The sequence below is a fragment of the Dongia sp. P2_B8 genome, from assembly GCF_056404715.1.
Map to the genome: position 1 here is coordinate 1152452 of NZ_JBFUDM010000003.1, position 20092 is coordinate 1172543.

General features: G+C 61.0%; 19 protein-coding genes. 7 read left to right on the plus strand and 12 right to left on the minus strand.

Features of this window, described 5'->3' with window-relative positions:
- Nucleotides 1–8: 8 nt before the first annotated feature.
- Nucleotides 9–1529: a MocR-like pyridoxine biosynthesis transcription factor PdxR gene (gene pdxR, locus AC1DWZ_RS12950; protein WP_477169307.1), complete on the minus strand. Its 1521-nt coding sequence runs from the start codon at nt 1527–1529 to the stop codon at nt 9–11.
- A gap of 111 nt (nt 1530–1640) precedes the next feature.
- On the opposite strand from pdxR, the gene AC1DWZ_RS12955 reads away from it, so the two are divergent.
- Nucleotides 1641–2351: a pyridoxamine 5'-phosphate oxidase family protein gene (locus tag AC1DWZ_RS12955; protein ID WP_477169308.1), complete on the plus strand. Its 711-nt coding sequence runs from the start codon at nt 1641–1643 to the stop codon at nt 2349–2351.
- A 160-nt stretch (nt 2352–2511) separates the two neighbouring features.
- On the opposite strand, the gene AC1DWZ_RS12960 is transcribed toward AC1DWZ_RS12955, so the two are convergent.
- The 3 genes from AC1DWZ_RS12960 to xseA form a co-directional block, all read right to left on the minus strand.
- Nucleotides 2512–3711 carry an EAL domain-containing protein gene (locus AC1DWZ_RS12960; RefSeq protein WP_477169309.1) on the minus strand — a complete coding sequence of 400 codons (1200 nt, stop codon included), beginning with the start codon at nt 3709–3711 and terminating at the stop codon, nt 2512–2514.
- A 103-nt stretch (nt 3712–3814) separates the two neighbouring features.
- The gene (locus AC1DWZ_RS12965; RefSeq protein ID WP_477169310.1) at nt 3815–4600 is read right to left on the minus strand and encodes a M23 family metallopeptidase; all 786 of its coding nucleotides are present in this window, start codon (nt 4598–4600) and stop codon (nt 3815–3817) included.
- A gap of 47 nt (nt 4601–4647) precedes the next feature.
- Nucleotides 4648–6165 carry an exodeoxyribonuclease VII large subunit gene (xseA, locus tag AC1DWZ_RS12970; RefSeq protein ID WP_477169311.1) on the minus strand — a complete coding sequence of 506 codons (1518 nt, stop codon included), beginning with the start codon at nt 6163–6165 and terminating at the stop codon, nt 4648–4650.
- Nucleotides 6166–6224: 59 nt separating this feature from the next.
- Here xseA and purD point away from each other — a divergent pair, with 59 nt between their 5' ends.
- Together purD and AC1DWZ_RS12980 are read left to right on the plus strand one after the other, a co-directional pair.
- Nucleotides 6225–7502 carry a phosphoribosylamine--glycine ligase gene (gene purD, locus AC1DWZ_RS12975; protein ID WP_477169312.1) on the plus strand — a complete coding sequence of 426 codons (1278 nt, stop codon included), beginning with the start codon at nt 6225–6227 and terminating at the stop codon, nt 7500–7502.
- 13 nt (nt 7503–7515) lie between these two features.
- On the plus strand, nt 7516–8121 hold the full coding sequence (locus AC1DWZ_RS12980; protein ID WP_477169313.1) for a glutathione S-transferase family protein: 606 nt from the start codon (nt 7516–7518) through the stop codon (nt 8119–8121).
- A gap of 39 nt (nt 8122–8160) precedes the next feature.
- Here AC1DWZ_RS12980 and yddG read toward each other — a convergent pair whose 3' ends face one another.
- The 4 genes from yddG to AC1DWZ_RS13000 form a co-directional block, all read right to left on the minus strand.
- Entirely contained in the window at nt 8161–9093 is a 933-nt protein-coding gene (gene yddG / locus AC1DWZ_RS12985; RefSeq protein ID WP_477169314.1) for an aromatic amino acid exporter YddG, read from the minus strand.
- A 51-nt stretch (nt 9094–9144) separates the two neighbouring features.
- Nucleotides 9145–9636 carry a hypothetical protein gene (locus tag AC1DWZ_RS12990; protein ID WP_477169315.1) on the minus strand — a complete coding sequence of 164 codons (492 nt, stop codon included), beginning with the start codon at nt 9634–9636 and terminating at the stop codon, nt 9145–9147.
- A 129-nt stretch (nt 9637–9765) separates the two neighbouring features.
- A complete protein-coding gene (phbB, locus tag AC1DWZ_RS12995) occupies nt 9766–10488 on the minus strand; it encodes an acetoacetyl-CoA reductase (RefSeq protein ID WP_477169316.1) in 723 nt (240 codons plus the stop codon).
- A gap of 148 nt (nt 10489–10636) precedes the next feature.
- Nucleotides 10637–11821 carry an acetyl-CoA C-acetyltransferase gene (locus tag AC1DWZ_RS13000; protein WP_477169317.1) on the minus strand — a complete coding sequence of 395 codons (1185 nt, stop codon included), beginning with the start codon at nt 11819–11821 and terminating at the stop codon, nt 10637–10639.
- A gap of 244 nt (nt 11822–12065) precedes the next feature.
- Between AC1DWZ_RS13000 and AC1DWZ_RS13005 the strand changes: the two genes are divergently transcribed.
- The 3 genes from AC1DWZ_RS13005 to AC1DWZ_RS13015 all read left to right on the plus strand — a co-directional run bounded on the left by AC1DWZ_RS13005 (nt 12066) and on the right by AC1DWZ_RS13015 (nt 15766).
- Nucleotides 12066–12647 carry a hypothetical protein gene (locus AC1DWZ_RS13005; protein WP_477169318.1) on the plus strand — a complete coding sequence of 194 codons (582 nt, stop codon included), beginning with the start codon at nt 12066–12068 and terminating at the stop codon, nt 12645–12647.
- 172 nt (nt 12648–12819) lie between these two features.
- Nucleotides 12820–13404 (plus strand): hypothetical protein, encoded by a 585-nt coding sequence (locus tag AC1DWZ_RS13010; RefSeq protein WP_477169319.1) that lies wholly within the window; start codon nt 12820–12822, stop codon nt 13402–13404.
- Between the two features lie 238 nt (nt 13405–13642).
- On the plus strand, nt 13643–15766 hold the full coding sequence (locus AC1DWZ_RS13015; protein WP_477169320.1) for an AIPR family protein: 2124 nt from the start codon (nt 13643–13645) through the stop codon (nt 15764–15766).
- A 75-nt stretch (nt 15767–15841) separates the two neighbouring features.
- Here AC1DWZ_RS13015 and AC1DWZ_RS13020 read toward each other — a convergent pair whose 3' ends face one another.
- From AC1DWZ_RS13020 to AC1DWZ_RS13035, 4 genes are all read right to left on the minus strand, one after another.
- A complete protein-coding gene (locus AC1DWZ_RS13020) occupies nt 15842–16873 on the minus strand; it encodes an aldo/keto reductase (RefSeq protein ID WP_477169321.1) in 1032 nt (343 codons plus the stop codon).
- A gap of 139 nt (nt 16874–17012) precedes the next feature.
- A complete protein-coding gene (locus tag AC1DWZ_RS13025; protein ID WP_477169322.1) occupies nt 17013–18311 on the minus strand; it encodes a pentapeptide repeat-containing protein in 1299 nt (432 codons plus the stop codon).
- A 5-nt stretch (nt 18312–18316) separates the two neighbouring features.
- Nucleotides 18317–18640 (minus strand): hypothetical protein, encoded by a 324-nt coding sequence (locus AC1DWZ_RS13030; protein ID WP_477169323.1) that lies wholly within the window; start codon nt 18638–18640, stop codon nt 18317–18319.
- Between the two features lie 141 nt (nt 18641–18781).
- Nucleotides 18782–19582 (minus strand): undecaprenyl-diphosphate phosphatase, encoded by an 801-nt coding sequence (locus tag AC1DWZ_RS13035; RefSeq protein ID WP_477169324.1) that lies wholly within the window; start codon nt 19580–19582, stop codon nt 18782–18784.
- 163 nt (nt 19583–19745) lie between these two features.
- Between AC1DWZ_RS13035 and AC1DWZ_RS13040 the strand changes: the two genes are divergently transcribed.
- Nucleotides 19746–20045 (plus strand): hypothetical protein, encoded by a 300-nt coding sequence (locus AC1DWZ_RS13040; RefSeq protein ID WP_477169325.1) that lies wholly within the window; start codon nt 19746–19748, stop codon nt 20043–20045.
- Nucleotides 20046–20092 lie beyond the last annotated feature (47 nt).

The following is a 20092-nucleotide window of genomic DNA, read 5'->3' on the forward strand; positions in this document are numbered from 1 at the left end:
ACCCTTCATCACAATTGCAACGCCGCCGCGATTGCCTTGATGCCGGCTGCGATCTTGGCATCCGGCACGGCGGCGTACCCGAACATCAGGCCTTGCCGCCTGCCGCGCCCGCCATCGCTGGCAGCTTCGTCGCCGACATCATAGGCGGAGAGGGGCGACACCGTCACGCCCGCAGCGGCGATTTTCGCGGAAATTGCTGCGTCCGATTCCCGGCGCAGCGACCGGTCGGCGATCTCACCCACGAGATGCAGGCCCGCCGCATCCGGCCGCAGCACGATCTTGTCGCCAAAGCTTGCGGCTGCTGCGCGCAGCAGCAATTGCTGGCGCCGGCCGTAGCGCTTGCGCATGCGCCGGACATGGGCGGCAAGGTGCCCGCTCTCAAAGAATTCCGCCAGTACCGGCTGCGTTGCCATGGCCGGCTGATCGTCGACCACGGCACGGGCGCTGCGGAAGGCTGCGGACAAAGCCCTGGGTGCTACCAGATAGCCGACCCGCAGGGAGGGGAAGAGGAGCTTCGAGAGTGTTCCCACATAGATGACGCGGCCATCCTCATCGAGGCTGCGCAGGGCGGCGAGTGGCCTGCCGGCATAGCGGAACTCGCTGTCATAATCGTCTTCCAGCACCCAGGCCTTGGCCTCGCGCGCCCAGGCGAGGAGGGCGAGGCGGCGTTGCAGCGACATCACCACCCCCAGCGGATATTGATGCGAAGGGGCGACGCAGGCGAGGCGCGCCTTGGGGGCCAGGCGCAGGCCGTCTGCGACCGCGAGCCCTTCCGCATCGACCGGGACATGGACCAGCCTGCCGCCGGCGGCACCGATCGCAGCGCCGATGCCGGGAAAGCCCGGCCGCTCCACCCAGACCTTGTCGCCGGGATCGAGCAGCAGGCGGCAGGTGAGATCGACCGCCTGGCGGATGCCGCTCACGATGAGGACGTCTTCCGCCGCGCAGTCGATCCCCCGCGCCTGGCGCAGATAATGGGCAATGGCCCGGCGCAGCGGCGGATAGCCGCCGGGATCGCCACCGTCGATGACGGCGCGTGTCGGATGGCGCCAGACTTTTGCCAGCAGCCGCGACCACAGGGTGAAGGGGAAGTCGCTGGTATCGATCCAGCCCGGCGTGAAGCAGGGCGAGAGGGACGAGGCCATGGTCGCCACCCGTGGTCGCGGTGCACCCAGCAACATCTCGCTGCGCCGCGCCAGTTCCGGTGCCGCCGCGATACGACGATCTTGTATCGCCGCGGATTCCGGCGTGAGGTCGGGAAGATCGCTGGCGACATAGGTGCCGGAGCCGCCGCGCATCACCAGATAGCCCTCGCTCAGCAATTGCTCGAAGGCACCGAGGACCGTGTTGCGGGAGATGTCCAACTCGTCAGCAAGTGCACGGCTTGCCGGCAGCCGGTCGCCCGGCCGCAGCCTGCCGCCCAGGATCGCCTGCCGCAGGTCGGCATAGAGCTGACGGAACATCGGCTCCGCCGCCTGCGGGTCGAGGGCGACGCTGAGCAGGGAACCGATACCGGCCGGGCGCGGCATGATGGCCTCCAAAGTGGTACTATAGAATATAGTATATCGGATCTTTCTATAGAACCGCTTTCTGGGCAAACTGCAGATAGCCAACGACCCCTTTTTGGATCGAGATCAGCCATGCCCGATAGCAGTCAGAGCGCCACCTTTACGCCCACCGACCGCAGCCGTGTCAAACGCCTGCATGAGCGCGGAAAATATGACGAAGCCACGATCTTCCCGATCCTGGATGCGGCCTTCATCGCCCACATCGCCTATGTGATCGACGGCCAGCCCTTCGTGACGCCGACCGCCTTCTGGCGGCAGGGCCGGACACTCTATTGGCACGGGTCGGCGGCGAGCCGCATGCTGCGCTTCCAGGAAGCGGGCGTCCCGGCCTGTGTCGCCGTCACGCATTTGGATGGGCTGGTCCTGGCCCGCTCCGGTTTTCATCATTCGATCAACTACCGCTCGGTGATGGCGTTCGGCATCGCCAAGCTGGTCAACGACCCCAAGGAGGAGTCCGACCAGCTCGACCTTTTCATCGACCGGCTCTTTCCGGAACGGCGCGGCGAAATCCGCCCCAACGCAAAGCAGGAACTGAAAGGCACCACCGTCATCGCCATGGAGATCGAGGAAGCCTCGGCCAAGACCCGCGTCGGCCCGCCCAAGGATGACGAACCGGATTATGACCTCAATGTCTGGGCTGGCGTGATTCCAATCACCCAGGTGGTCGGCGAGGCGATCGCGGACCCGCTGTTGAAAGCCGGCATTGCCTTCCCCAAGGGGCTCAGCGGTTATGCGCCGGGCGCAAGGTTCGATGAACTGCTGACGAGGAATCTTGCCAGCTAAATCTCACTCCCTCTCCCCTCGCGGGAGAGGGTAGGGGTGAGGGGGCGGATCGATCAGGACTCGTTGATAGATCCCCCTCACCGCTCGCTGGCGCTCGCCGCCTCTCCCGCGAGGGGAGAGGCTTAGTTGATCTGAGCCAATCGACGACGAGAGGTGACCACTACCGCCCAACCCCGCGGAACTCCGACATTGGCACCGGGGCCGGCGTGCTCAGCAGCTTGTCGATGTGATAGCCCTGGAACATGCCGAAGCCGAGCTCGCGGCCGGTGACATAGCCATCCTCATCGTCGACGCGCGCCAGGGCGAGCACGATACCGGACTGCCGCAGCCGGTCGAACTGCGCCCGCCGTTTCAAAAGCTCCGGGCCGATCCCTGGCTGCCAGAACATCTTGATCATGTTCGGATTGAGTTGCGACAGGTCGATCACATTGACGATCGAGGGCAGCAGTCCATCCACCGCCACGGTGCCGCCACGGCCCTGGATCAGGTCGCGCGCGGCCAGGAATTCGTTGAAGTTCTGCATGATGTCGCCGATGCGGAACTCGAAATTGAAGCGCCGCAGCGAATTCAGCGAACGCTTCTCGAAGGTCTCGAAATCGCTTGAGAACACGCTTTCGATATTGATGTTGAGCGAAGCGCGCTGTTCGGGCCGCTTGATGCCCTCGATGGCCTTCAAAATGATGCGGTCGAGTGTCACCGTCATCTGGTTGAAGACGTTCTTGTTGTGGCGCATGTCGACGCCGACCAGCAGATGCTGGCGCAAGGACGCCATGCTGGCGAAGAACTCGCTCATCACCGGATGCAGCGGCTTGCCTTCCTCATAGATCGCGATCTGCTGGCTGCGCAGGAACAGATCGGCAAAGCGCGCATCGCCCAATTGCTTGTAGGCGCTCTCGATGCGGACGATGTGCTCGAGGAGCAGCATGTCCATCATGTTGGAGACCTGGTCGACATTGGCGGCCTGGTCGGCGAGACGGCGCACCGTCTCCAGGGCCCGCGGCCGATCGCGCCGGAGATCGATGATCTGCGTGATGCGGTTGACGTCGACCGCGCCGAAATAATCGGGCAATTGCCGCCCGATCATGCGCAGAAGCTGCAGCTTGGTGTCGGAGAGGATGCCGGAGACCAGGACCTCCTGGTCGGCCACCGTCATCACCAGGCTGGCAAGGCTCATGCGGTAGAGCCGGCAGCCGCGGCCGGAGAAGAATTCCTCCATCCGGTCGGCAAAGGCCTTCAGGAATTCGATGCCCTCCTTGTGGCGGGTGAATTCCTCCAGGTTGAGGATGAGGACATAGGGGACCATGCCGCGATTGATCGGCGGATTCGAAATCCAGTCCGTTAATTCGTCGAACTCGTTCATGCAGCGGTACCTTGTCCTTCTGCCGGCCGTATGCCTCTTGGCGGCCAGTATCGCCGCACATCCCGAGTCGTCAAGCCAGCGAAATGTCTTACTCGGCCATGTGTCACGGTGCGGCTGCTGGCATGGGCGGCACCAGAAGGGCCGGATCCAGCCGGATTTCGTTCCAATTGAGGCCCCAATGCAGATGCGGCCCCGTGGCGCGCCCGGTCTTGCCCACGGCGCCGATCATGTCACCCTGGTGTAGGGCCTGCCCCACGCGGACATCCAGCCGGCTCATATGCAGGTAGCTGGAATAGATGCCAAAGCCATGATCGATGATCACCGTCCCGCCGGTGAGATAGAGATCGGTTTCTGCCAGCCGCACCACGCCGTCGGCCGGCGCCACGATGGGGCTGCCTTCGGGGGCGGCAATATCGGTGCCGAAATGCGGTGCCTTGGGGACACCGTTCAAGATGCGCTGGCTACCATAGACGCCGCTGATCGGCCCCTGGGCCGGCCAGATGAAAGTCATCAGGAAATAGCGCAGGTCCGAGAGTGTGGCACGGGCCTCCCTGACCCGGGCCTGGTCGGATTTGATGCGTGCGTCGGTCTCAGGGTCCGGCGTCACCATGTTCTGGTCGAGCTTGTCGATGCGCTGGACGTCATAATCGCGGACGCCGAGGCCCAGCATCTGCTGCTCAATCTTGCCATCGGCATGAATGACGGTCAGCTGCTGCTCCGGCCCCTGGTCGCGCCCAAAGCCGATCACGAACAGGCCGTCGGCCGCGACCTTGACCGCCATATCGCCCAGCAGAACCTTGGCTCCCGGCTCAACCTGGCCCACCGCGAAACCGCCCGGCACCAGATGGCCTTTGAGATCGATGGCATGGGCCGGCGCCGTCCATGCCATCAAAGCCCAAACTGTTGCCGCCCATAGTCGCGTTACAGGGAGGCGCATCACAGCAACGACCCCTGTGGAGCTACTGGCGGTGTCTGGCGTTTCTTGGGCTTCTCCGGTGCTCCCGTTCCACCCGCCACCGCATCCACCGTGCCGTCGCGGAACTGAACTGTGAGCGTGTCGCCGGTGTTCACGGCAGCTGCGGCCAACACCGGCTTGCCGGCAGCATCGCGTACCAAGGCGAAGCCGCGCTCCAGCACCTTTTCGTAGGAATAGCTGTCGAGCAGCTGGCCGATATGATCGAGCGCCACGCGCTTCCTGGTCATCAGATCGGTGAGGAGGCGTGGGGCAAGGCCGTTGCCGATCCGCTCCAGCCCACGGTGATTGCGCTCGAGCGCCAGATGAAACGCCGCGCCCAAACGGTTGGCGGAGAGGTCGATGGCATTGCGGGCCTCGGCCAATTGCTGGTGCGGCGTCTTCAACTCGGCGCGCAACTGCGCCAGGCGATCGGCACGGCGGCGGAAATAGGGGAGCCGCGCATTGCCCCAGCGCTCCAGCCACTGATCCAGCTGCTGCGCTTTTTCCTGAATAAGCCGCATGGGTTCAGGCAGGCCGCGCGCCAGCCCTTCGACGGTCAGCCGCGCTTCGCCCAGACGCCGGTTCATGCCAACCGACATGCGGTGGCCGATCTCGCCGATGCTGGCCACCAGTTCGGCCCGCACCGGGACCGCCATTTCGGCCGCCGCCGTCGGCGTCGGCGCACGGCGGTCGGAAGCAAAATCGATGAGCGTCGTGTCCGTCTCATGCCCCACGGCGGAGATGAGCGGAATGGCGCTCTCGGCCGCCGCGCGGACGACACTTTCCTCGTTGAAGGCCATCAGATCTTCGATGCTGCCACCACCGCGCGCCACGATGAGGAGGTCGGGCCGCGGAACTGCACCACCTACCTCCAGCGCGTTGAAGCCGCGAATGGCGGCGGCGATCTGGGGTGCAGCGCCTTCGCCCTGTACCAGCACCGGCCAGATCAGCACATGGCGCGGAAAGCGATCTTCCAGCCGGTGCAGGATGTCGCGGATGACCGCTCCGGTAGGTGAGGTGACGATGCCGATGACGGTGGGAAGAGTCGGCAAAGGACGCTTGCGGGCGGGATCGAACAGGCCCTCGGCCGCGAGCTTCTTCTTCCGCTCCTCGATCATGCGCAGCAGGGCGCCGATGCCGGCCAGCTCCAGCCGCTCGATCACCAATTGATATTCCGACCGGTCGCCATAAGTGGTGATGCGCCCGGTGGCAATCACCTCCATGCCATCTTCCGGCACGATGCCAAGCCGCGCGGCGTTCCCCTTCCAGCAGACCGATTTCAGCGCCGCGTTCTCGTCCTTCAGCATGAGGTAGAGATGGCCGGAGGCGGCCCGCTTGAAACCGGAAATCTCGCCCTTCACGCGCACACGCTCGAACCGGCCCTCCAGCGTGCGCTTGATGGCCTGGGAAAGCTCGCTGACGGTGATTTCCCCGGCATTGTGGCCGGCTCCAGGGAGGTTGGACGGCCCGTCCAGAGGGTCCGAATCGATGTCTGTCATGATGAACTATTCTATGGTATCGCAGGCGCCATAAGATAAGCGAAATTGGATTGAAATCGATGCGTATTCTGGTGGTTGGGTCGGGCGGTCGCGAACACGCTTTGTGCTGGAAAATCGCGGCGTCACCTCTCTGCGACAAGCTTTATTGCGCCCCCGGCAATGCCGGTATCGCCTCGGAAGCCGAATGTGTCCCCATTGGGGCCGAGGACATTCCGGCGCTTGTCGCCTTCGCCCGCGAAAAATCCATTGATTTTGCCGTGGTGGGACCGGAAGGACCTCTGGTGAAGGGCCTCGCGGATGCCTTCGAGGCTGCCGGCATCGCCACGTTCGGGCCCAGCGCCTTGGCTGCGGAACTGGAAGGCTCCAAGGGCTTCATGAAGGACCTTGCGGCCAAATACCATGTGCCGACCGCCGCCTATAAACGCTTCCGCGATGCCGCCGCCGCCAAGGCCTTTGCGGCCACGCTGCCGGTGCCCGTCGTGGTGAAGGCAGACGGTCTTGCCGCCGGCAAGGGTGTGGTCATTGCGCAGACACATGCGGAAGCCGATGCCGCCATCGATGCCATGATGCTCGATCGCCAGTTCGGTGAGGCGGGCGCGGAACTGGTGGTGGAGGAATTCATGACCGGCGAGGAGCTCTCCTTCTTCGCGCTGTGTGACGGTGCAAACGCGGTACCGCTGGCATCGGCGCAGGATCACAAGCCGGTGGGCGATGGGGATACCGGTCCCAACACCGGCGGCATGGGGGCCTATTCACCGGCGCCCGTTTCAACGCCCGAGATCGAACGCCGCATCATGGACGAGATCATCACACCGACGGTCGCCGGCATGGCGGCGGAAGGGCGGCCGTTCAAGGGCGTTCTCTTTGCCGGCATCATGGTGACCAAGGACGGGCCGAAGCTCATCGAGTTCAACTGTCGTTTCGGCGACCCGGAATGCGAGGTGCTGATGCTGCGCCTCAAATCCGACATCGTGCCGGCCTTGATGGCGGCGCGCGACGGTGCCTTGAAGAATTTCGACCTGCGCTGGTTCGACGCCGCCGCGGTGACGGTGGTGATGGCCGCCAAGGGTTATCCCGGCAAACCGGAAACCGGCACGGTCATCCGTAATCTTGATGTAGCGGGCAAGATCGCCGATGCCGTCATCTTCCATGCAGGCACTAAGCTCAACGATGCTGGCGATGTCGTGGCTGCCGGCGGCCGTGTGCTGGCCGTCTCCGCCACGGCCAAGGACGTAAAACTGGCGCAACAGCGCGCCTACCAGGCGGTCGATGCGATCGACTGGCCGGGCGGCTTCTGCCGCCGCGACATCGCTCACCGTGCCATCGCGCGTTCGTAAAGGGAGTTCCAGAATGTTCAAGCTGCGTTATTCCACCACCAGCCCGTTCGTGCGCAAGGTGCGTGTGGTGGCGATCGAGACCGGCCAGGACCAGGCGATCGAGCTCATCAAGACGATGACCGCCGATCCCAATTGCGACATTGGCAAGGACAATCCCTTGAACAAGGTACCTGCGCTGGTACTGGAGGACGGATCGTCGCTCTATGATTCCCACGTCATCTGCGAATTCCTCGATTCACGCCATCAGGGCGCCAAGCTCTTTCCGACCACGGGTCCCGCGCGCTGGACGGCCCTGCGCCGCGAAGCGCTGGCTAACGGCATGGCTGACGCAGGCGTCCTGCGCATGATGGAGATCCGCCGTCCGACGGGCGAGCAATCGCCGGCTTGGATCGCGCGCCAGAAGCTGAAGATGGAGCAAGGGCTGGATGCGCTGGAACTGGAAGCGCCGCACTTTGCGCCCGTGTTCGACATCGGCCTCATCACCGTGGCGATCGTGCTCGACTATTTCGACTTCCGCTTCGGTGCCGAAGACTGGCGCGGGAAACACCCGCACCTCGCCAAATGGCACGCCGCCATCTCAGCGCGCCCGTCTTTGAAGAGCACGCTGCCGCATGATTGAAACTCGGTCCAGTTCCTCTCCCTAAAGGGAGAGGGGGCGTCATTTCTTCATATAGAGATCGCGCGCGGCCAGCACCGCGCCGCCGACGATGGCAAGGCAGCCGAGCAGGACTGCCATGGTGCCCTCGGCCTTGCCGGTGAGGATGAGAAGCAGGGTCGAGATCAGCGGCGAGGCGTAGGAGATGGCGCCCAGCGCCTTGATGTCGCCCTTCTTGACGCCGTAATCCCAGACAAAGAAGGCGGCACCCACGGGGCCAAGTCCCAATGCCACCACCGCCAGCCATTGCCAATGGCCGGCCGGCCACACGGTCGTCTCGACCAGGAGGTGGCTGAGCAAGCCGAGGAGGGCGGTGACGCCACAGAAGGCGCCGACCAGGTCGGTGGGCGCCGCGCCGAAGCGCCGCGATAGCACCGAATAGATCGACCAGGTGAAAGCGCAAGCGATGGCCGCGCCATAGCCGATCATATCGCCCACCGGCTGTGTCGCGTCAGCGATGCCGGTTTGTTTGCGGTAGATCAGGAGGATCGCAGCACCTCCCATGCCGATGAGTGCACCGGCTATATGCTGCCAGTAAAGCTTCTCACCGGGCAGCAGGGCGGAGAACAGCACGATGAGCAGCGGCCACAGATAGGCGATGAGGCTGGCTTCCACTGCCGGTGCATGGTCGAGCGCCACGAAATAGAACAGGTGATAGAGGAACAACCCGCCGATGCCGATCGCCCAGACCGGCCAGGGCTGCGCCAGGAACTGGAACGCGCTGCGCCCGATCACCAGCGCATCCTTCAGCCATTTCAGGCAGCAGAACAGGAAGGCGATGGCAAAGGTCATCGCCATCAGCTGGAAGGGCGGCACGTCACCGGTTGAAGAGGTAAAGAGTGCCAGGGTCGCCCACAACAGCACCGCGATCGCGCCGATCAGCGTGGCGCGGCGGATGGCAGCTTGCGGGCTGGATGCGGCGATTGTCTCGGTCATGGCCGAACGGGTATCGCAAGCGGCCCCCGAATCGTCAAGCCGGGGTTCTATCTACTGCGGCGCCAGGTAGACGATGAGCACCCAGTTGGTGAGGATGATGGTCGCCACCATGAAGAACAGCAGCACATAGCGGTGCACATTGCGTTCGCGCTCCGTCACCACGCCGCGCACTTGGCGGGCGAGGTTGGAGAAGCGGCTGGCGATGAGGGCGAGTTTCTCGCGCTCGGAATTCTGCCAGAACTGATAGATGATCAGCGAATAGATGGCGCCCACTGACAGGATCAGGCTGATGATCAGGCACAGCTTGAACAGGAAGCCGGTCTTCGAGGCATAGTCGCCGACCAGGCCGAGAAGCACGAAGAGCGCCAGCGTCCCGCCCAGCGTGCCCCATTGCTGATGCTTGGCAAAGCGGATCTGCTCCGTCGAGCCGCGGTAGAGCTCGATCATTTCGGCATGTGTAAGCTCATCAAGATCGCTGGGCTCGACAACCAGCGGCTCTTCGCTTTCCTCAGATGTATCGACTTCCTTCGGGGCTTTCGCCATGGCCTTATCTCTCCATTCCTAATCCTATCATGGCGCGGAATGGTTAAAAAGCCGTAGCGACGCAAAAAACCGGCCGCGAGGGCCGGTTTTTCGTTGTTCTTCAAGAGGTTGGTTTTGAGGCGTTTCGCCTTAATACATATGTTGCCCGCCATTGATGGAGAGGGTCGAGCCGGTGATGAAGCCGGCATCGTCGCCCACCAGGAACAAGACACCGCGGGCGATTTCGGAGGCCTGGCCGAGGCGGCCCACGGGAATTTTGGCGACGATCTTCTCCAGCACCTGGGGCGGGACAGCGCGCACCATGTCGGTATCGATATAGCCGGGTGCAATCGCATTCACGGTGATGTTCTTGGCGGCACCTTCCTGGGCCAGCGCCTTGGTGAAGCCATGGATGCCCGACTTGGCGGCCGCGTAATTGACCTGGCCATATTGCCCGGCCTGGCCGTTGATCGAGCCGATATTGACGATGCGGCCGAAGCTGCGCTCGCGCATGCTGTCGATCACCGCGCGGCACATGTTGAAGCAGGAGGAGAGGTTGGTGTGAATGACCGCTTCCCACTGCTCGGCCGTCATCTTGTGGAGCGTGCCGTCGCGGGTGATGCCGGCATTGTTGACGATCACATCGACCGGGCCGAGATCGGCGGCGATCTTGGCGAGGCCGTCCTTGACCTCCTTGAAGTTCGAGACGTCGATCTTATAGGCCGGAATCTCGGTTGCATGGGTGAAGGCCTTGGCCTTCGCCTCGTCGCCGCCATAGATCGCCGCGACCTTGTAGCCGGCATCCTTCAGCGCCAGGCAGATCGCCTCGCCAATGCCGCGCGTCCCGCCCGTCACCACCGCCACTCGCTTCATATTATCCTCCCTGGAATGATTTTTTCTAACTCTTCTCCCTCTCCCTTTAGGGGGAGGACCGGGGTGGGGGCGATGTCAGTCTCGTGCTCGCAGAATCATCGTCCATGCCCCCACCCAACCCTCCCCCTGATGGGAGAGGGCTTATTTTTTATCTCTCCACGCACATCGCAATGCCCATGCCGCCGCCGATGCACAGGGTGGCAAGGCCCTTCTTGGCGTTCTGCTTCTCCATTTCGTGGAGCAGCGTTACCAGCACGCGGGCGCCGGACGCGCCGATCGGATGGCCAAGCGCAATGGCGCCGCCATTGACGTTGACCTTCGACGTATCCCAGCCCAGCTCCTTGTTGACCGCGCAAGCCTGCGCCGCGAAGGCTTCATTGGCTTCGATGAGATCGAGATCGGAGGCTTTCCAACCGGCCTTGGCGAGGGCTGCCTTGCTGGCCGGGATCGGGCCGGAGCCCATGATCGCGGGATCGACACCGGCGGTGGCCCAACTGACGATACGCGCGAGCGGCGTAAGCCCACGCTTCGAGGCTTCCGCAGCGCTCATCAGCACAGCCGCGGCCGCGCCGTCATTGAGGCCCGACGCATTGCCGGCCGTCACCGTGCCGTTCTCCCGCAGGAAGGCCGGGCGCAGCTTCGCGAGTGACTCAGCGGTCGTGCCGTGCTTCGGATATTCGTCCTCCGTCACCACCACATCGCCCTTGCGGCCGGCGATGGTGACGGCGGTGATTTCGTCCTTGAACTTGCCGGCCTTCTGCGCGGCTTCGGCCTTCTGCTGCGAACCCGCGGCAAAGGCATCCTGCTGGTCGCGGGTGATTTGCCATTTCTGCGCCACGTTCTCGGCGGTGTTGCCCATGTGATAGCCGTTGAAGGCATCCCACAGACCGTCCTTGATCATCGTGTCGACGAGCTCGGTGTTGCCCATCTTGGTGCCGTTGCGCATATGCACGGCATGGGGCGCCTGGCTCATGCTCTCCTGGCCGCCGGCGATGACGATGCTGGAATCGCCGGCGAGAATAGCCTGATAGCCCAAAGCCACCGCACGCAGGCCCGACCCGCATAGCTGGTTGATGCCATAGGCCGTCTTCTCCTGCGGGATGCCGGCCGCGATCGCCGCCTGCCGTGCCGGGTTCTGCCCGGCCGCTGCCGCCAGCACTTGGCCCAGGATCACCTCATCCACCTCGCCGGCCGCGACCTTCGAGCGCGCCAGCAGATCCTTGATCACCGCGACGCCCAGCATATGTGCCGGCACCCCGGAAAGGGCGCCGCCAAAGGCACCAATCGCGGTGCGGGACGCGGCAGTGATGACGATTTCGGTAGCATTGGCCATGGGTTCATTCCTCCGGAGGCGTGGTTTCTAGCTTTGCTGCATTGCAGCGAGAACCTAAGGGAGATTCCCGCAACGCCGCAAGAGCCGTTTCATGTGCCCATCGGAAAGCTGAATGAAGGTGAGGTCAAGCGACTTATTGGGGTGCGGCACTTATGCCCATCGATCAATGGACAGAACGGCCCATCGGGATCATGATTCGATGAGAAACAGGCTGCTCACTGAACGCATGTACAGGGAGGCACCGATGATCGATACATCCACTGACCGCAAAACTTTCAGCGCCATCCTGATGGCGCCGCCCCGTTTCATCCTGCGCGCTTTCACCATGACCGGTGGCCTCGCCATCCGCGCGCTCATGATGCATGACGGCAGATGGCCCAGCATCGTCTCCGGCACGGGGCTGGGGCTCCTCGCCGTGGGGCTCATGTCCTGCGCCGCGCAGAAATATGATGACACCAAGTTCGGCAACAATGCCGCCGGCTGGTATGAGCGCTGCGGCCCCAGCGAAACCATCCGCACCGGCTGGATGACAGAAGCCGAATATCTCAAACTCGCCGCCGACCAGCGCGCCCGCGGCTGCTATCCCGTGGCGATCAAGGGCGACCTTGCGGCAGCGGACCCGTCCCAGCACCTCTACCGCGCCACCTTCAAGCCGCACCCCGACAACATCGTCGACTGGCGCGCCAGCATCGGCGCCCCCGCCGCCGAAGATTCCAAATTCGCGCTCGCCATGGCGGAGGAAGGCTATATCCGCATCTGGCAAGACGACATCGCCGACAATAAGGGGCTCCACTACGTGCAGAGTGTGTGGACCAAGGCGCATTAGGGCTCGCTCGCGCCGCATGCTTTTTGCGGACCATGACGAGAGAGGGAAGGGGAACCCCAAACGGCTCCCTCGCCCCGCGCAGCGGGGAGAGGGCGGGGGGTGAGGGGCCCCTGCCAGCGCACAGCACAACACCCCTTCGAACCAAACCCGCTCCGCATGCGACTATAGAGGCATGACCCGCCGCCAGATCCTGACACAGCTCATGAGCCTAGCCACGCTCACCGCCACCGGCAGCAGAATGGCGCGCGCCGAAGACCCCCCAGCCCAATTCACCGACTGGGTCCGCCGCTTCTACCTCACCCAACTCGCCGTCCGTGCAAGACAAGAGGGACACGCCACCCCAGAAACTGAAAGCAACCTCGAACCAACCCTCAGCCATCCCCTCCGCGACTACCTCACGGCCGAGATGCAAACCCTCTACGACAATGCCCAAAACCGCCAGATGCCACCCGAGGTCGCAGCCACCATCCAAGAAGGCCCGATCCTCCACGAGATCTTCGGCTGGGGCGCTCTCCCCAACCGACCCATCGAATTGGTCGCCGTCACCAAAGCCCCCTGGTGGAAATCCCTCACCCAAGAAAACCTCGCCCTCGTCACCCTCAATATCGCCGGCAACGAACGCGATTTGACACTGAAGGGCCACTACCACGCCCCCACCTTCAGCTGGCAGATCGAGGATATCGATTACGGCGAAGGCTCAGACGAGACCCTACGAGAACGGCTCGAAAGCACAGCCACCTGGCCAAAGCGCAACTAGCGCCACTCCACCCACCCGTCATCCCCCACCGTCATGGTCGGCGAAGGCCGACCACTCACGAGTTTGGAGGCAATGTACTAGGTATCGGGCAGGAAGTAGTGGGTATTTCATCTTCTCAGAGGGAGACAACAATTCTCTCAAGACTGCAAATGCGCGCTATCCATTAGACAACTAGTGGCTGTAATATATTGTCTCCTATCAACGTGGCCACGCATGGCGATTTGGAGATAAGCCTCACATGGAAAGCTCGCCTCTGTTTCCTGCAAATCAAAGGGACAATCTGCTCCAGAGCTTTGAGCAACAGATTAAGAGCACCGCTGAGGAGCAGGACCTCAATCAAGATCGAGCGTTCATACACGTAGCGCTGGACGTCCTGGGTTACGATTTTGATCCAACAGAAGTAACTGATGGCAAGGGCGATTTCGGGATCGACTTTATCGAGGTCGAAGAGAATAGAGCCAGTGTCTTCCAGTTTAAGAGCCAAGAGTTCTCAGATCGAATTTCGAGCGAGTTTGTCGCGGGACCAACCTATCTGTCAGATCTACGTCGGATTTCGGATCTGCTTAAGAACTTGGACAATCCCCCTAAAGAAGCAAACACAAAAGTACGGACAGGTCTAAAAGCACTCCGGGCAGCAGTAGACCGCTACACAAAAGCAAACACTTCATCTGAGCCATATCAAGTCGACATCTATTTTGTTGTCATGGCCTCATCATTAACGAGTCAGGCTCAGGATGAGTTTTCGAGATTCCAATCTGCGAACAGAGTGACTTGGGGCGACGCTGTAATTGCACTCAACTATTACCCCGTTACGCTAGACGATTTGCTTGCAGAGAAATGGAGAGAGTCCAATAGCGATTGGCGAACGTCCTCGGGAACCAAAGACGAGCACATTTCTCTGGGCGTTTCAGGTGAGACCATTGAAACATCTAAGTCGGTAGTATTTTTTACCAAAGCGAAGGGCCTCATAGAGGCATTCGACAAATTTGGATATCAGATATTCGAGYCCAATGTCCGTTGCGAATTGAAGAGGTCTAGGGTCAATGAAGCAATTCGTGCATCTGTAAAATCGAGCCGGGGCCGAAAAGAGTTCAAGCATTTAAATAATGGGATAACTTTAATTTGCGCGAGTTTTCAAAAAAGAAAAGAGCAAAGCGAAATTAAGGTTCGCCAACCAGGAGTAATTAACGGCCTTCAGACAGTGAAATCATTGCATGACGCATATGATGAACTAACTGCCGAAGAGCGAGCTCATTTTGATAAGACTTGTGATGTGTTGGTGAGGTTGCATTTTCGGGATGCAGTAGCAGACTATCGAGAGTTGGTTAAATCCACCAATAATCAAAACCCAATGCAACCGCGCAACCTTCGTTCAAATGACCCAGAACAGCTGAATTACGAAAAACTGTTCGCGGACATTGGCTGGTTTTTTGAACGTAAAGAAGGCGCATGGCAGGCCTACAGGAGCGACCATTCACTTTGGGGATCATTGAGAGGGCATAAAGCGTCGTCATTTCGTTCGGCCAATTCTTCGGTATCAAGAAATATTGATAACTTAGACTTGAGCCAAGCTTGGATATCGTTTGTCGGGTTCTCTGATCAGGCGATCCATAACAAGCGAGAAATATTTGTTGACGATCGCTATTATGATCTAGTCTTTAGAAAGCGTATTGCTAAGCACGGATATGATTACGATTTCAAATTTCTGGATGCGTCTGTGCGGGAAGACGCATCCGATCAAGCTCCGTCGCACTACATGTTGCTGGTCGCGGTGCTAGCGCATGAGGCCGCAAATCATTTAACGCCATCCCGAAGGCAGAACCGTGATGACGCTATTAAGCGACTAAAGGCAGATAAGCTAAAAAAAGAAGACCAAGATGCAAAGCTCTCAGAGGACAGCGTCTATACTAAAGGTCTCGTGTTAGCCGGCGCGAAGTATCTGTTTCCGGAATTCTGCGGGCTATTGCTATTTCGTGCTCTTGGCAAAGAAATGCATACAATCGGACCGAAGCTGGTTGCCACAAAATCAATGAAATCAATGGTAGCGGAAAGAAGTTTCGAGACCATTCGTAAGGCAATCGAAACGGAAGAGTTTGAAGACGGCGATTTTTTTGCGATTGCGTGGGCGCTATACAACTTCTGTCTTGAACAAATTATTGGGTTGCCATCTTGGAGGCAGCAGTTTGAGCAGGCAGCAGTTCGGTCACGATTCAATTACTCAGAGTTCAATCGCAGAGAACTCTATAAGCAGCTTGAAGCGCTTGATAAAGTTTACCAAAAGCGGCCGTTCCCTGCACCATGGTCCCAGGGATTTGAAGAACGCAAAGGAATCTTTGCTTATTTCAAGAAAGCCCTGACATGACAGAGACGCTTTTCTATTACATCGAATGATAGAGTGTAGCCCAATTAGGTAATGTACTACCGAAGTGACGTACAGCTACCTCCCCACCGGCCGCGGATTGCGACTGACGAAGTCCCGCTGGTGCCAATAGGGATAGGTCGGCGTCTTCTCGGTCACGGCATCGAGCTTCGCCACCTGCTCAGGCGACAGTTTCCATCCAATCGCACCGAGGTTCTGCTTCAGCTGTTCTTCTGTGCGCGCCCCCATCACCAGGTTGCACACGGTCGGGCGTTGCAGGAGCCAGTTGAGTGCCACCTGCGGCACGGACTTGCCCGTCTCCTTGGCGACCGCATCCAGCACATCCACGACGTCATAGAGAAACTCGTCATCGACCGGCGGGCCGCCTTCGGCGCCGCCGGATTTGATGCGGCCGGACTGGTCCTGGGCGCCGCGGCGGATCTTGCCGGTGAGGCGGCCCCAGCCCAGCGGGCTCCACACCATGGTGCCGACACCCTGGTCGAGGCAGAGCGGCATGATCTCTTCCTCATAGTCGCGGCCGATCAGCGAATAATAGCCCTGATAGACGACGTAGCGATTGAGGCCGTACTTCTCTGACGTCGCCAGCGACTTCATCACATGCCAGCCGCTGAAATTGGAGCAGCCGATATAGCGTACCTTGCCCGACGTGATGAGGTTGTCTAACGCGGAGAGCGTTTCCTCAACAGGTGTCAACGCATCGAAGCCGTGCATGAAATAGACGTCGATGTGATCGGTGCCGAGGCGCTTCAAGCTCGCTTCCGCCGCCTCGATCAAATGATAGCGCGAAGAACCCTTGTCGTTGGGCCCGTCTCCCATGCCGAAGGTAGCCTTGGTGGAGATGAGCGCCTGATGGCGCTTGCCCTTCAAGCCCGCCCCCAGAATGGTCTCTGCGACACCCGCGGAATAGACGTCGGCGGTGTCGAAGAAATTGAGCCCAGCATCCAGGCACATGTCGATCTGGCGGCGCGCTGCCTGCTCATTGACGGCGCCCCATTTGTCGAAGAATTCATTGCCGCCGCCAAAGGTCCCGGTACCGAAGGAAAGGACGGGCACCTGGAGGCCGGAACGGCCAAGCTGACGATATTCCATCGAGATGGCTCCCATATATGATGCGGGTCGGTGCGATATATTGGGGCCGACCTTAGCGCGCCCGCGCAGGCGGTTCTACCCTGCGCGCATCATGGGAATTGGGGTATTGGGCAAGGGGAGGGCGGTCAATGATACGGTATCATTTGCCCTTTTGGGCGACCGCTTCCTTGTCATCCGGAGCTTTATCGCCGGCAGCTTTATCAACTGCCTCTTTATCCTTGCCGCTTGCCTGGTCAAGGAAGGCCTTGTCGGCGATGACACCGGCCAGATTGCATTTGTTGACGATGATGCCCTCGGCCCGGACCTCGGTGAAGTCAGCTTTCTTCAAGCGGCAATCGGTGATGACGGTCGGATAGACGGCATTGTCGGCGCCCTTGCGGTGAATGATCTCGGGGCTGAGATCGGCACCCTGGAACAGCGCTTCCTCGAGAATGCTCTCGGTGAATTTCGTGCCGCGCAGTTCCGCCGCGCTGAAATCGGCGCGGGTGAGGTCGGTGCGGATGAAATTGGCGAGATTGCTCTTCGCCCCGCGCAGGTTGGTGCCGCGCAGCTTGGCGTCGGTAAAGGTGGCACCCGTGAGCTTGCTGCCTGCAAGATCGAGGCCTGACAGATCGGCGCCGCTGAAATTGGCGCGCTGGCCCTTTTCGCCGCCGGTTTCCACCCATTCGGCATGCGAGGCGATGAGCGCCTTCAGCCGCACGATGGCATCGGGGGAATCGTCGACCAGCAGGCAATGCGAGGTGTCGACATAGCCCGCGAGCGCGCTCTCGAGATTGACGCCGAAGAGATTGGCGTCTTTCAGCGTCACATGATCGAGCTTGGCGCCGGCGATCTTGGCATGATCGAGCCTGGCGCCCGTCAGGTCGCTGTTGGAGAGATTGGCGCCGCTGAGGTCGGCGCCCTTGAACTGGGTCCCTGAGAGATCGGCACCGATCATCTCCGCCCCGCGCAGATTGGCGCCGGAGAGATTGGCGTTGCGGATGACGGCACCGTTGATCTTGGCGCGTTCAAGATTGGCACCACTCAAGGTCAGCTGGTTCATATCCGATTTGTCGCGCAGCGAGGTGGCGCCACCATCGACCAGCAGCGAGCCGCTGCGGAGATCGGCGCCTGAGAGATGCGCCTTGGTGAAATTGGCACCCTTCAGCTGCGCGCCGCGGAAATTGGCATCGTCGCATTTGGCGCCGGTGAGATTGCTGCCGGAAAGATCGGCACCGAAGAGATCGGCACCTTCCAGCTGCGCGCCGGTGAGGTCGCAATTGACGAGGCGGGCCCCCACCATCTTGGCCTTGGAGAGGTTGATGCCCCGCAGGCTCGCACCCTCAAGGTTGAACTTGCTGAGATCGACCCGCCGGCCGCCTTTTTCATTGGCGAGCCACAGGCGGTGCGCTGCGAGCGCCCCCCACAGTTCGTCGACGTCGAGGACGCCGTTGGCCATCGCCGCTACTCGATCGAGAGGACAAGGGCGAGCTTGTCCTCATGCTTGATGATGGATTTCTTGGCGCGCTTGGCGACCGGTATCTTGGCGCGAATACAATGGGTGAGGAGGAGTGCCCCTAGGATTTCACTCTTAAGCTGGATCGTCCGGCCGTTCGGGCTGTCGCCGCCTTTGATGGTGCAGGCAACTTCAAGGCCCTCATCCTCGACGATGGCGAGTTTTCCCAGGCTCTCTTTCTCGCTGATCTTATTCGTCTGGACGAGGTACTGCAGAATGGCCGTCGCCAGTTCATCCATGGTGAAGACCAAGCGGCGCCATTCCGAAATCATGGTTTTCTCGAATCCATCCCGACCGATATGTGCTGACGTGCCCCAGATGGATGCCCGGAAAGATTGCCGGCTCGCCCCCCATCAGCGCGCAAGGTAGCCTGTATGGCCGGTAAAGTGAAGCCCAACGACATAAAACCGGGCCTATGCCAGCAGCAGCCACAGCATGAACGCACCCAGGATGATCCGGTAGATCGCGAACGGGGCAAAGCCATGCCGCCCGACAAAGCCGATGAGGGTGCGCACGACGATGAGCGCCGTCACGAAGGCGCAGACGAAACCGATGGCGATGAGCGACATGCCGTCGGCGGTCAGATCATGGCGGTTCTTGAAGAGGTCATAGGCCGTGGCGGCGATCATGGTGGGGACGGCGAGGAAGAAGGAGAATTCCGTCGCTGTCCGGCGGTCGATCCCCACCAGCATGCCGCCCATGATGGTGGCGGCCGCACGGCTCACCCCGGGAATCATCGAAAGGCATTGGAAACAACCGATGGCCAGCGCCCGTTTCAACGAGATCTCGTCGGTCGTATGAACGCGCGGTTCCGGCCGGAACTTCTCAATGAGCAGCATGGCAATGCCACCCACGATCAGCATCACCGAGACGACGAGGGGCGAGAACAGAACTTCCTTGATGGTCTTGTAGGCAAAGAACCCGACCACCATCGAGGGCAGGAACGCCACCAGGACCACGCCGGTGAAATGCCGTGCACCCGCCTGGTCGTGCAAATGCAAAGCAGTCGCCAGTAGTTTCGCCCGGTAGACCCAGCATACGGCGAGGATGGCGCCCAGCTGGATGACGATCTCAAACAGCGCGGCACGCGGTCCGGTAAAGCCAAGAAGATCGCTCACCAGGATGAGATGGCCGGTTGAGGATACGGGGAGGAACTCGGTCAATCCTTCCACCAGCCCGAGAAGGGCTGCCTGGAGCGACATTATCATATCCATGGAAAATCACTTTGCTGCAGGTGCGAGAAAACGGTTCCCGTTGCATAGCGCAGCCTTGGTCAAAATGTCACGGCTTTAAGGAGCGTTATCGGAGAAACAATTCCGTGGCATCGCTGTTCACCCTATGCAGCGTCCCCTGCTGCCTGATTGAAAGGAAGTTCTCATGGCGAACCCCCAGAACCCCCAGAACCCCCAGAAACCCGAAACGCCCCGCGAAGCTCAGAAGCAACAGAGCCAAAGCCCCAATGAGCGTGACCGGCAGCCGCAACAGGGTCAGCAGAACAACCCGCAGCGTCAGCCCGGCCAGAACCAGGACGCCCAGCGCCAGCAGTCGCAGGGCAATCCGGACAAGGACCGCAACATGGTCGGTAAGGATACGGATGGCGACGGCAAGGTCGTGAAGCCAGGCCAGATGCCAGGCCAGAGCCATGGCACCGGGATCAAGCCGGACCAGAAGCGCTAATCTTCCAACTCTTTGAAAGTCGCCCGCGCATCGTCAGCCCCCCGAAT